11 protein-coding genes are annotated in these 13,499 nt (G+C 42.8%); 5 read left to right on the top strand and 6 right to left on the bottom strand.

What is annotated here, in order from left to right; genetic code table 11:
* The first annotated feature begins 2 nt into the window (after positions 1-2).
* From ACSLUR_RS04620 to ACSLUR_RS04600, 5 genes are all read left to right on the top strand, one after another.
* The gene (locus ACSLUR_RS04620; protein ID WP_448552218.1) at positions 3-1,706 is read left to right on the top strand and encodes a BatD family protein; all 1,704 of its coding nucleotides are present in this window, start codon (positions 3-5) and stop codon (positions 1,704-1,706) included.
* Between the two features lie 105 nt (positions 1,707-1,811).
* Positions 1,812-2,378 (top strand): sigma-70 family RNA polymerase sigma factor, encoded by a 567-nt coding sequence (locus ACSLUR_RS04615; RefSeq protein ID WP_115999604.1) that lies wholly within the window; start codon positions 1,812-1,814, stop codon positions 2,376-2,378.
* The gene (locus ACSLUR_RS04610) at positions 2,371-3,084 is read left to right on the top strand and encodes a DUF3379 family protein (protein ID WP_448552215.1); all 714 of its coding nucleotides are present in this window, start codon (positions 2,371-2,373) and stop codon (positions 3,082-3,084) included. Before ACSLUR_RS04615 ends, ACSLUR_RS04610 begins: the two co-directional genes overlap by 8 nt.
* Before the next feature lie 131 nt (positions 3,085-3,215).
* Complete coding sequence (gene putP, locus ACSLUR_RS04605) at positions 3,216-4,688, top strand: sodium/proline symporter PutP (protein ID WP_448552213.1); 1,473 nt, start codon at positions 3,216-3,218, stop codon at positions 4,686-4,688.
* A gap of 402 nt (positions 4,689-5,090) precedes the next feature.
* On the top strand, positions 5,091-6,311 hold the full coding sequence (locus tag ACSLUR_RS04600) for an EAL and HDOD domain-containing protein (protein ID WP_448552211.1): 1,221 nt from the start codon (positions 5,091-5,093) through the stop codon (positions 6,309-6,311).
* A 171-nt stretch (positions 6,312-6,482) separates the two neighbouring features.
* Here the strand turns inward: ACSLUR_RS04600 and galE are convergent, their stop codons facing one another.
* The 6 genes from galE to cysD form a co-directional block, all read right to left on the bottom strand.
* Positions 6,483-7,493, bottom strand: coding sequence for a UDP-glucose 4-epimerase GalE (galE, locus tag ACSLUR_RS04595; protein WP_448552209.1), 1,011 nt, complete (start codon positions 7,491-7,493; stop codon positions 6,483-6,485).
* A gap of 34 nt (positions 7,494-7,527) precedes the next feature.
* Positions 7,528-8,484, bottom strand: coding sequence for a DHH family phosphoesterase (locus tag ACSLUR_RS04590; protein WP_448552207.1), 957 nt, complete (start codon positions 8,482-8,484; stop codon positions 7,528-7,530).
* A 39-nt stretch (positions 8,485-8,523) separates the two neighbouring features.
* On the bottom strand, positions 8,524-9,123 hold the full coding sequence (gene cysC / locus ACSLUR_RS04585) for an adenylyl-sulfate kinase (RefSeq protein WP_448552205.1): 600 nt from the start codon (positions 9,121-9,123) through the stop codon (positions 8,524-8,526).
* A 17-nt stretch (positions 9,124-9,140) separates the two neighbouring features.
* Entirely contained in the window at positions 9,141-10,871 is a 1,731-nt protein-coding gene (locus tag ACSLUR_RS04580; protein WP_448552203.1) for an SLC13 family permease, read from the bottom strand.
* A 100-nt stretch (positions 10,872-10,971) separates the two neighbouring features.
* Complete coding sequence (gene cysN / locus ACSLUR_RS04575; protein ID WP_448552201.1) at positions 10,972-12,384, bottom strand: sulfate adenylyltransferase subunit CysN; 1,413 nt, start codon at positions 12,382-12,384, stop codon at positions 10,972-10,974.
* 71 nt (positions 12,385-12,455) lie between these two features.
* Positions 12,456-13,355, bottom strand: a complete 900-nt coding sequence (gene cysD, locus ACSLUR_RS04570; protein WP_448552199.1) for a sulfate adenylyltransferase subunit CysD — start codon at positions 13,353-13,355, stop codon at positions 12,456-12,458.
* Positions 13,356-13,499 lie beyond the last annotated feature (144 nt).

Raw genomic sequence — 13,499 nt, 5'->3', positions numbered from 1 at the left:
GAATGTTATGGCTAGCAGCCTTGCTAATGCTAGGGCTAAGTTTTTCACCAGCAAGCCAAGCGCTAACGAAAGTCACCGCCAGTGTCGATAAAAACCCAGTCACAGTTAAGGAGTCTGTGGTACTGACCGTTGTCGCTGATGACGATGTTGACGCTAATGCACTTGATACTTCGCCACTACTTGCCGATTTTATCGTTGGTCGCACATCGGTTAGCTCACAAACTAGCATGGTGAATTTTAACACCACGCGCACGACGACCTGGCAAACCGTGCTTATCCCTCGCCGGATGGGAAATATCACCATTCCCACCCTATCGATAGAAGACCAGTACACGAGCCCAATTACACTGACTGTGCTTGATGCCAATGACCCTGCAGCGAGCCAGCAGCGAGACGTATTTATCACCGCGCAAGTTTCAAATACCGAAGTTTACGTGCAACAAATGCTGACGCTGACCGTCAATATTCATATTGGCGCTGAACTTAAACGCGGCAGTTTAACCGAGCCAGAGCTTGAGGGGGCAACCATTGTTCAAGTGGGCAAAGACAAGGAATCAGATAGCCGCGTTAATGGTAAACGTTATCGCGTAATTACCCGTACTTTCTCAGTCACGCCACAGCAAAGTGGTGATTTTGTGCTGCGCTCGCCGATGTTTAGCGGTGAAATTATGATGCAATCTAGCCGCCGTTCTAATTTCCTGAGCTTTGGCGAAAGTAAGGCCATCAGCGTGTTAGGTGATGAGCTGCCAATCAAAGTAAAACCTATGCCGGCAAGCTTTACTGGTCATTGGTTACCAAGTGAATTATTAACCTTGCACGAAGAATGGCAATCAGAAGGGACTGGTACAAACTATACAGTGGGTGAACCTATCACCCGCACCATTACATTAACCGCTGTGGGTGTTAGCGAAGAACAGCTACCAGATATTGAGCTAACTGCGCCAAGCGATATCAAAATATACCCTGATCAACAAACGACACATGCTAATTCCACCAATGGCCGTCATGTTAGCCAAGCGGTGAGCAATTTTGCCATTGTCGTTAGTCAGCCTGGTGAATACACATTGCCTGAGGTCGAAGTGCCTTGGTTTAACACCATCACTAATCGCATCGAAACGGCGACATTACCAGCTAAAACGATTCAAGTAATCGCAGGTGAACAAACTGTTAGCCCTACAGTTGCCTCTACAAGCCCTATCGCTAGCAATAATTTCTCACCTGCTTCAGGTAAAAGCGTAACTGTTTATCAAGCTCATTGGTTGCAATGGTTATTTTTAGGCCTATGGATAGCGACGAGCCTTGCTTGGATTATCACGGAATTAGTGCGCCGCAGTCGAAATAGCGGTCAAGACAAGTTACTTCAGGCGACACCAAGCACCGTTAGCAATGCACAGCTTGCCTTGATTGCGGCTTGTAAGCAGCAAGAAGGCCACAAGGCGATTAGTTTGTTGGTGCCATGGTTCAATCAACTAGCCAAAAGCGACAAACACATAGCTACAGTTGAAACCATCGCAGAGTTAAAACAGATTAGCCAAGACACCGAACTGCAGATGGCGATTGATGAATTACAACGTTATTGTTTTGCTGCAAATACACCAGCAGGCCAATCAAATTGGTCGAGTAAAGCGCTCGTTGCTGCCGTCAATCGAATCAGTAATCAGCAACAGAGTAAATCAGCTAGCCCCCTGCCCTCGCTAAATCCTTAAATTGACACCAATTTGCGGCTGATAGGAGCACTTTTTTCTGTCTTATCAACCGCGTTCCGGTTAAGCTAGCACTATATGCAGTGGCGCTAGCTGTCCGGATCCTCAATGATAAAAAAAATTCGAAATAATTTAACCGATGCTAAGGTCTCATCCAGCATGAGTACAAAACAAGTTAGATACGAAGCCTTAGTTAAAGCGTTACACACAGATTTATTCCGTTATGCGTATTGGTTAACTCATGACAAACAAGTAGCGGAAGATTTAGTGCAAGAAACCTTTTTAAGAGCTTGGCGTGCCCTAGACTCGTTGAAAGACGAAAAAGCCGCTAAGTCGTGGTTGATCACTATTCTGCGTCGTGAGAATGCGCGTCGTTTTGAGCGTAAACGTTTCGACATGGGCGAATATGAAGAAGCATCGATTACCGATCATCTCTCAACGAGTACTGAGCAAGAAATTGAAAATCATTGGCTACGCGAGCGCATCGCAAAAATGCCAGAAGAATACCGCGAGCCTTTAGTGCTTCAGGTAATTGGTGGTTTTAGTGGCGAAGATATCGCTGAAATGCTTGGACTGAATAAAAACACTGTCATGACACGGTTGTTTCGAGCGCGTAATCAACTTAAAGATGCTTTAGATAAAGAACCATTGAAAAGAGGTAACTACAGTGGATGATTTGCAGTTTAGGCGACATTTGTATGCTGCACCCAATAGCCAAGATCCCGAATTTTTAGCAGCAAAGCAAGCGGATGAATCACGCGCGCAGTTTGCTCAAGAGATTGAAGAATTAGACAGTAAAATTGCCAGCGCATTAAAAGTGCCTGTGCCTGAAGATTTATGCAATAAGCTGATATTGCGTCAAGCTATGGCAAGCCACCAGCAGCAAAAACGTAAAAACCGTATTCACTTAGCTCTTGCGGCTTCAGTTGCATTTGCTGTTGGGTTAACGGTGAACATGCTGCAGTTTTCTAGCGCTTACGACAACTTAGGCGACTATGCCATGGCGCATGTTTACTACGAGCAAGATCATTTTAGCAATGATATGTCTGCCGATATAACTTTGGCCTCGTTAAACTCTAAAATGTCAACGTTCGATGGCAATTTCACAGAAATGCTAGGTCAGTTAATTGCTGCTGACTACTGCCGCTTTGATGGAATAAAAAGTTTACACTTAGTATTTCAAGGTGAATCAGAGCCAGTAAACGTTTTCATCGTACCTGAGCGCAGTGAAGTCGCTTTTGCGGAAGCATTTAGTGATAAAAAGCTCAATGGTAAATCGTTTAAGCACGGTAAAAACCAAGTGGTTATCGTCGGTAACAAAGCTGAGCCATTGCAACAATGGAAAAAGAATCTTAGCAAGAACATTCAGTGGTCTACCTAAAAACTGCTTTTTCCTACCTAGCTTCAACCAGCATGATTGAGATGTTACCCGCAAAAGCTGGTTGAAGTAGCACCCAAATATGATTCTTGTTAGCATGACTGGATTATCCGTCATCTAGCAAGAATAATATTATGACCATTGCCCTTCCGACATTAGTCACTTTTGTTGGCTATTTACTCGCAACACTAACTATTGGCTTTATTGCCTACCGCGCTACGGATACGTTAAGCGACTATATCTTAGGCGGCAGACAACTTGGTCCAGCCGTAACTGCACTTAGCGTTGGCGCATCAGACATGAGTGGCTGGCTATTGCTTGGCTTACCCGGAGCTATTTACCTATCTGGTGCCAGCGAAGTCTGGATTGGTGTTGGTTTGGTCATCGGCGCTTTTCTAAACTGGCTGATAGTCGCGCCGCGTCTGCGCCAATTTACGGCGAACGCCAATGACTCGCTAACGCTACCAGAGTTTTTTGAAAACCGCTTTAACGACACATCCCACATACTGCGCTTTATCTCAGCAATCACTATTCTGCTATTTTTCACGTTTTACGTATCGTCAGGCTTAGTTGGTGGCGCCATTTTATTTGAAAAAGTGTTTGGCCTTGAGTATACCCATGCGCTAATTATTGGTGCACTAGTCATTGTTACCTATACCTTTTTAGGCGGTTTTTTAGCGGTAAGCTGGACCGACTTTTTTCAAGGTTGCTTAATGCTGATTGCGCTCATATTTTTGCCCATCGCCGCCATCAGTACCTTAGGCGGATTAGAGCAAACAGTCTCCAGCCTTGAAGCCATTAACCCAGATTACGATAATCTGTTTAAAAACTTTACCTGGCTAGGCTTTATTTCCTTAATGGCCTGGGGACTGGGGTATTTTGGTCAGCCGCACATTTTAAGCCGCTTTATGGCGATTCGCTCTACCCGCGATATTCCCACGTCGCGTAATATCGCTATGATCTGGATGGTGATCTCGCTTATCGGCGCCTTAGCCGTTGGTTTAGTTGGCCTTGCATATTTTGCCGAGCAACCACTAGCGAACCCTGAAACGGTATTCTTACAATTAGCATCCGCTATTCTAAACCCTTGGGTTGCAGGCTTACTCATCGCGGCAATTTTATCGGCGATTATGAGTACAATCGATTCACAGCTGCTCGTATGTTCCAGCGTGATAGTTGAAGATTTTTATAAACACATTGGTAAACGCAATGCGAGCGAGCGTGAATTGGTATGGTTATCACGTCTGTCATTAGCCGCAATCGCCATTGTCTCAACCTTAATTGCGACAAATCCAGAAAGCAGCGTACTTGATTTAGTGAGTTATGCATGGGCGGGCTTTGGCGCAGCATTTGGGCCAACGGTAATTTTAGCGCTATTTTGGCCAAAATTTAATAAGTTCGGTGCCATCGCAGCGATTGTTTCAGGTGCGGTAACCGTTGTTGCTTGGAAACAAGCTAGCGGCGGCATTTTTGACTTATATGAAATTGTCCCTGGCTTTATTATCGCTTTTATCGCTGGCTATTTAGTAAGCCGGTTTGTAGATGTTAGCAATACCGAGCCAGAGCAAATTTTTAATCGTTTACAACAAACCGACGAGCTTGGCTAACCTTAACTAAAGCCTTAACCAAAGCCTTGGCGTTAAAGTCAGTAACGCCCTAGCACAGCCTAGGGCTATTGAAAGTTGTAAGTGGTTTTGTATAGCGTAAGCAGCTAAATATTGCATAATGCTAGATTGATTTTCTTGCGTTAAATAGACGATAAAATAAGACAAAACATTGGCTATCTAATAAGCTTTCACTTATAGTGCGTACAAAATTAAATTTGGCTCTATCCGTTGTTTTTAGTCTACTTTTACAGGCATTCAACAACGAGAGTTGGCTGTTTTTAAACCTCAATTGATAGCATTTGTGGTACAAATCGTTTTTGTGAGCAATGCTTACCTTATGTAGTGATTGCTCTTAACACAGATTGAACAGCAATAAAGAATTTCGGAAAGGATTTTTACTCGATGTATTTTTATGCAGCGCGTCAACCAATACTAGATAAAAACAAAAATCTCTTCGCCTACGAATTATTATTTAGGGATAGTATCGACAATGTTTTCCCTGAAATAGATGGTGATGAAGCAACCAGCAAGATGGTTGAAGCTAGCCAATTTAGCTTAGGAATTCATGAGTTTACAGGTAATAAACCTGCTTTCATCAACTTTACATTGGATACCTTGAGTAAAGGTTACCCAACAATGCTGACGAAAGAAGAAGTTGTTGTTGAGATTTTAGAAACCATCAAGCCTGGTAAAAAGTTGCTCGCTTTGTGCCAAGACCTGCACAAGCAAGGCTACACATTAGCGCTAGATGATTATATTCATCAAAATGTTTGGGCGCATTTTTACCCATTTATCAAAATCATCAAAATTGATATTCAAGACACTTCGCTTGAGCAAATTCAAGAGATAAAACAAGCCATTGCTAAGTATCCACATATCCAATTATTAGCGGAGAAAGTGGAAACCTACGAAGAATACAACCAAGCACTTGAATTGGGATTTGAATACTTCCAAGGCTATTTCTTCTCAAAGCCTGAAATGGTGAAAACAAAGAACTTATCACCTTCACAAATCGCCATGGCAGAGCTTTTATATGAAACAAGCAAGCCAGAGCTAGACCTTGCCAGCATTACTTCAGTATTTGAGCGTGATGTGACGCTTTCATACAAGCTATTACGCTATGCTAACTCGCCAATTTTCAGACGCCGTAGTGAGATTGCCACCATCAAGCAAGCGTTGGTGATTTTAGGCTCAGCAGAGCTTAAGCGTTTCATTGGCTTAATGTTCGCTGCCAATGTTAACCCAGATAAGCCATCAGAGCTGATCAATTTGTCCATGGCACGCGCTAAATTCTGTGAACAAATCGCTGACATTATGAATCCAAGGCTAGATAGCTCAATAGCTTTCTTAACGGGTTTATTATCTTTAATTGATGCAATTTTGGATGAAGATATTGAAACTGTGCTAGAGAAGCTGCCGCTGTCGCAAGAGATTAAAGATACCCTATTAACGAAAAAAGGCGTCATGGCAGCGCTAATTAAACTGTTAGAGCTGATAGAGCGTGCCGAATGGGACAAAACCAGCTTAGTCATGGACAAGTTGCAATTAGATAAAGAGCAAACGGTTGAGTTTTATAACCAAGCTATTGCTTGGGCAGATGAACAAGCGCAACAGGTGAGCTAAAGTAGAATGAATCTCGCAGTATTTGCAGCTGTAATCATATAGTTTAAATCGAACCCAATAGTTTGAATCAGAAACGAAAAAAAAGAGCGCCGATGGCGCTCTTTTTATTTAGGTTAAAGTTTAAGCTTGTTGAATAGCTATATCTATAGCAGCATGGTTTTAGCTTTTTGACTACTCATAACCGTTAGGGTTACTTGATTGCCAGCGCCACGTATCCTTAATCATGGCATTAAGGTTCAGTTGAGTTTGCCAACCAAGCAGTTCTTGCGCTTTAGTCGCGTCGGCAAAAACGGTAGCAATGTCGCCAGCCCTGCGCGGCACAATTTGATACGGTATATCTTTACCGCTAATAGCTTTAAAGGTTTCAACAATTTCTAATACCGAAGTACCATTGCCAGTACCCAAGTTAATTGCATGACAACCTGATAGCTCACTAAGTTTATTTAGGGCTTTTACATGACCTTGAGCTAAATCAACCACATGGATATAGTCGCGTACTCCTGTGCCATCTGGCGTGTCATAGTCATCGCCAAACACACTTAATTGCCCTAGGCGGCCAACCGCAACTTGAGCTACATAAGGTAATAAATTATTTGGGATGCCCTTAGGGTTTTCGCCAATTAAACCTGACTCATGAGCACCAATTGGGTTGAAGTAGCGCAAGTTAACAATTGACCACTCTGGGTCACTTTTCGCTAAGTCCTGTAAAATCAGTTCTATCATCAGCTTAGTTTGGCCATACGGGTTAGTTGCTGATGTTGGCATAGTCTCGACTAGTGGAGACTGATTATGCTCGCCGTAAACAGTTGCTGATGAGCTGAAAACCAAACGTTTACAGTTGTGCTTTGCCATCACTTCAAACAAGTTTACAGAGCCTGTGACATTATTGTGATAATAGCTAAGTGGAATTTCCGTTGATTCTCCCACCGCTTTTAAGCCGGCAAAGTGGATTACCGCGTCAATGTCGTATTCCGTAAAAACTTGTTCAAGGTCTTCACGGTTACAAATATCCCCTTTGAAAAACTTTGCCTTTTTGCCGGTTATTTTTTCAATTCGAGCTAATACCGCTTCTGAAGCATTGGCTAAATTATCAAAAATCACTACTTCTTGGTTTAGCTGCAACAACTCTACAACAGTATGGCTGCCGATATAGCCCATACCGCCCGTTAACAATAAACTCATGTTATTCTCGCTTTCCTGCTTTAATGGTATTCGCTTAGCTGTAATAAGCTGTTAGCTTATCAATAAAAGTTGCTAATTGCTCGCATGGCAACTGATTAATACCCGCAGCAGCGGCTCTGCCACCACCTGTTTCAAATTGGGCACAAACGTTGTCGGCTCCTTGGCGGTTTGTCAGTGGTGCTCGTAAACTTACGGTATAGCTATCATCACTATTTTGCGTTAAAACGGCGTGTGCTTTATCTGGCGATTGATTGGCAAGATCATTGCCCAGCACTCCACTGACCCTTCTGGCCCAAGCTTCATCCGGTAGTTCTATGACTTTGGCAATTGTATCATCGTGATGGCATATCGCCTGAGCAGCATTTGCCATGTCTTGCTGATAAGCGCTTTCTAATTGATAAAACACCGAGTCTTTGTCATCTCTTAACTCCAATGGATTGGCATAGCCAACTAACGTTTTAAAAAGCTCTGCAGGTGGTATATGTAAATCATCAATCGTGCGACCATAGCCGTTATAGTTAACATAAATGCCAAGCGCCTTTAAGAACGTTTGATCGTGTTCACTTACTTGATGTTGAGTAGCCAACGCTATTGCAGACTTATTCATGTTATCGCCAAACGCTGCGGCAATCGCCCATAAATAGTGAGCGTGATTAAGGTGTTCATTGACTAGCAAGCTCGTACAAGTATTGGCATCTAAATCGATGATCGATTGCAAATATGGGCTATCAGGAATATCACCTGTTCGGTGGTGATCAACGTAAAAAACTGGCTTTTTCGCTGCTAACAAGTTCGCTAAACCATCAGCATTTTTTTCCATTGAAATATCTAGAGTTGTCACCGAGGTCACTTGCTCAATATCAAGTTTTGCGAGCAGCGCGATATCACGCTTAACGCCAGTCACCAAAACACTCTCTTTTGGCTCAGCAAGGCGTAACTGAACCAAGGCTAGAATGCCATCTGCATCACCATTAAAGACATCAAAATGCATGTTACTTCCTCTTGTTAGACTTAATTGAGTTTCGCCTGATTAAGCCAAATAGCCTTGTTCAGCCAAATAATTAACAATTTGCAGGGCGCATTGTTCTATCTCTTGCTCTGCTGTTTTAACATGCAGCTCTGGCGCCTGAGGCACGTCATAGGCCGAGTCGATGCCAGTAAAGTCTTTAATTTCACCTGCCCGCGCTTTTTTATACAGACCTTTAGGATCGCGTTGCTCACAAACTTCAATCGGTGTATCGATAAACACTTCAATAAACTCACCTTCAGCTAACAACGCTCTTGCTTGCGCACGATCTTCTTTAAATGGCGAAATAAACGCGGTTGAGACAATTAACCCCGCATCAATAAACAGCTTACTAACTTCACTAATACGACGTATATTTTCGACTCTATCTTCATTACTAAAGCCTAAGTCTCCATTAAGTCCGTGGCGAACATTATCACCATCAAGTAAATAAGTGTGGTGGCCGCGCTCGAATAGTAAGGCATCAACTGCATTCGCAACGGTTGATTTACCTGAGCCGCTAAGACCCGTATACCAAAGTAGACATGGGCGCTGTTTTTTCTGCTCGGCACGTTGTGTTTTAATCACCTGTTGTTGGTGCCATACCGTATTTTCTGTTTTCATCGGTGCGCGTTGCTCTATTAATAAAATGGGAAGACAAGTGGGATCATAACCAATACCACCAGAGAATAAGTGAAAGAAACGGGAATGCCGAACTTAACAAAATCTGTTAAACGATAATTACCGGCGTTGTATACCATCACATTGGTTTGATAACCGTACGGGCTTATAAAGCTGCCGCTAGCGGCAAATGCTACCGCCATGACAAACGGTAACGGGCTAGCGTCGAGCCCTAAAGCAATATTGTATGCAATCGGGAAAATTAGTGCTGCTGCAGCGTTGTTGGTGACAAGTTCAGTCACTAGCAGTGACAGCACAAAAATCATCACAAACGCGACATAGATGCTTTTGCCATCTAAAAGCTGCTCTACGTTTTCCGCCATAACGGTTGCTAAACCGCTATTTTCCATGGCCTTCGCGAGTGTCAATGCGCTCAGTACAATCATCCAAATCTCTAGCGGAAATCGACGTTTAATTTCATTAATAGTTAAGCAGCCAGAAAACACTAACAAGGCCACATAAAACATTAAACATTTCAGCAAGGATATTGAGGTAAAGACCGACACACCTATGGTGATAAAGAACCCGGCAACCGTCAGTTTGTCTCGCCAACCCGACAGCATATTGTCTGGCTTGTGACCAGAAAGAATGTAAAAGTTTTTTGATAAGTTAGTACGAGAACTAAAATCACTACCGACGGCAAGCACTAAAAAGTCACCTGACTGGATAACAATTTCTCCAAGTTTACCCGACAGAGTTTCACCCTCTCGACGAATTGCCACAACAGCAGCATCAAAACGAGCGCGGAAGCCAGCACTTTTTAAGCTTTTTCCGATAACCGAAGAATCCGGTTTAATAACAACCTCGGTTAAGTTGTCTCTGAGCAAACCGTCTTGTTCAGCAAACAAGGTTAAACCATCAAACTGCTGTAAGGTTAATACCTTAGTGATATCACCAGTAAAGATTAACTTATCTTTTGGCTGCAAAACTTCTTCAGGCGTTACTGGTGAGATTAGCCGCCCTTTGCGTACCACTTCTACTAAGAAGATAGAATCAAGATTACGTAGCCCATTTTCTTCAACGGTTTTACCAATAAGCGCTGAGTTCTCAGCGATTTCCGCTTCAAGTAAGTATTCTTTCGTTTGTAAAGCTTCTTCTGCAATATTGGGCAGTGAGCCTGCGCGTAGCACAATGACAAAAAAACAAACCAATAATGCTGTGCCCCCCACTAACGTGAAGTCAAAGAATTGCAGTGGTTGCCCGCTTTGCTCAATGTATAAACTATTGACTAATAAATTCGTTGAAGTGCCAACTAACGTTAGTGTGCCCCCTAAGATGGCAACAAAAGATAAGGGCAATAAAAGCTTACCTGGATTTATCAGAGTATTGTTTTTAATGGTATTAATTAGACTTGCGACAACTGCCGTATTGTTCATCAGTGCTGAAGCAAAGGCGGCGCTTAACAAGGTACGCAGTGTTGATTTTACCTTGGAACCACTGATCAGAATGTTCGACAGCTTGCGTAAAACGCTGGTGCGCTCAAAAGTAAAAGAGCACAGTACCAACAATAGCAAGGTTACTAAGCCAGGGTTTACCGCGTTATAGAGAATATCTTGAGTGGATACAATAGAAGCAAGTAAGCAAGTTAACGTAGATGCAAAAAATACCCGTTCAGGTACTTTTTGAAATTTTATCAAGCCTAAAAAGGTAGCGACAAAAACAGCCAGCACAAACCATTGCATTGCTGTCATAAAAGCAGTCTCTTCAAATAGTTGCAGTTGCGTTGCCCTTAACCACTTACTATTACCTATGATTTAGATACTAGCAAGCGATTAAGGTTAATTAGCGCACTTAATTGAATAATTTAGAAATGTCGCGCGCACCCCAATGTGGGAAATGCTTGCGTACTAGCGCATTAAATTCAATCTCAAACGCAGAGAAAGTCTGAGCTTCGTCTTTTTGCGTTTCGTGATTAATCATACCCGCACCAACAGTAATGTTAGTTAGGCGATCGATGATAATAAATGCACCCGTTTCAGCATTGGTTTGATAGGGGTCAAAATGTAGCACTTCAGCGACTTCAAAGTTAACTGAACCAATTTCGTTAAGTGCTAAATTGCTCGCTTCACTTTGTTCAAGCGTATTGACATCAGTGCGACTAACAATACTTGAAACATGACCTGTAGTTAATTTGCTACCGTGCTTAATGTAATATTCACGACCAGTTTCTAGCGCATCATCATGCATCCAAACAACAGAGGCATTGAATTCGCTCGATGAAACAACACTGCTCCCCTTGCGTACGATCATTTCACCGCGACTGATATCAATCTCATCGGTCAATGTTAAAGTAACTGCTTGGCCTTGCTCAGCACGCTCTAGCTCGCCGTCAAATGTCACAATAGACTTGACTTCACTCTCTTTACCTGAAGGCAGTGCAACCACAGTATCGCCTACGCGTACTTGACCTGCCGCCACAGTACCGGCAAACCCACGGAAGTTTAAGTGAGGGCGATTAACGTATTGAACTGGGAAACGGAACTCGCTAAGTTGATTGGCAGGTTCAACTTTGATGGTGTTAAGTAACTTCATCATAGTTGCGCCTGGGTACCACGGCATATTTTCACTTTCTTCAACAACATTGTCGCCATTTAGTGCTGAAATTGGCACAAAGCGGATGTCATCAAAGTTAAGCTCTTCGGCAAATTCTCGGTAGTCTTTCTTGATCTGTTGGTAACGGTCTTGGTCGTATTCAACCAAATCCATTTTATTAACAGCCACCAGCACGTGTTTGATGCCAAGTAATGAGCAGATAAATGAATGACGACGTGTTTGTACTTGCACACCACGGCGAGCGTCAATCAAGATAATCGCTAGATCACAAGTTGACGCACCTGTTGCCATATTACGTGTGTACTGCTCATGACCCGGTGTGTCAGCAATAATGAATTTGCGCTTTTCCGTTGAGAAGTAACGATAAGCAACGTCAATCGTAATGCCCTGCTCTCGCTCTGATTGCAAACCATCAACTAGTAGTGCTAAGTCAACCGATTCACCTGTTGTACCTGATTTCTTACTGTCTTTTTCAATGGCAGCTAGCTGATCTTCAAAGATCATTTTTGAATCATGTAGTAAGCGACCGATTAGTGTGCTTTTGCCATCATCTACGCTACCGCACGTTAGAAAGCGAACGAGCTCTTTGTTTTCGTGTTGTTTTAAATAAGCTTCAATGTCTTGTTCAATTAAGTCTGATTGGTGACTCATTTTGGTAAATCCTAAACGTTTATTTCAGAAAATGTGTAATTAAAAATATGGGTTATTGGCCTGTGAGGCCGTTAGAAGTAACCTTCCATTTTCTTTTTCTCCATCGAGCCAGAAGAGTCGTGATCAATAACTCGACCTTGGCGCTCAGAAGTTTTAGTTAATAACATTTCCTGAATAATATCAGGCAAGGTCGCCGCTTCAGATTCAACGGCACCTGTTAACGGGTAACAACCTAGTGTTCTAAAGCGCACTTTTTTCATCATTGGCTTTTCATTTTCAGCCAATGGCATACGCTCGTCATCAACCATGATTAAGGTACCATCACGCTCAACAACTGGGCGTTCAGCTGATAGGTAAAGTGGCACAATCTCGATATTTTCAAGGTAGATATATTGCCAAATATCTAATTCGGTCCAATTTGACAACGGGAAGACGCGAATACTCTCGCCCTTATTTACTTTGCCGTTATACACATTCCAAAGCTCAGGGCGCTGATTTTTAGGGTCCCAACGATGGTTTTTATCGCGGAATGAATAAACACGCTCTTTTGCTCGAGACTTCTCTTCGTCACGTCGAGCACCACCAAATGCAGCATCGAATTGATACTTGTCGAGCGCCTGTTTTAAACCCTGTGTTTTCATGACATCGGTATGTTTGGCACTACCAAAATCAAATGGATTCATGCCCATGGCTATGCCATCTGGGTTTTTATGAACAAGCAACTCAAACCCATATTTTTCGGCCATTTGATCGCGAAAAGCGATCATTTCTTTAAACTTCCAATCGGTATCTACGTGCAGTAGCGGGAATGGAATTTTACCCGGCGCAAACGCTTTACGGGCTAAATGTAGTAGTACAGCAGAATCTTTACCAACGGAGTAAAGCATGACGGGTTTGTCAAACTCTGCTGCGACTTCACGAATGATATGAATAGATTCAGCTTCGAGCTTCTGTAGGTGTGTTAAGTTCATGGGCAAGTCATTAAGTTAAGTTTATTAATTCGAATATTTGACTATCAAAGTCGCAACCTCGTTGCACATTAAAGCAATGAATCGCGCTACTTTATTGCTATTGTTTTGCGTATTTTACTAGCCAGAATTCAAGTTGAGGCTTTC

It is taken from the genome of Thalassotalea montiporae, assembly GCF_053485855.1.
Note: the sequence above shows the minus strand (reverse complement) of the source record. Positions and strands in the feature narration are given on the sequence as shown.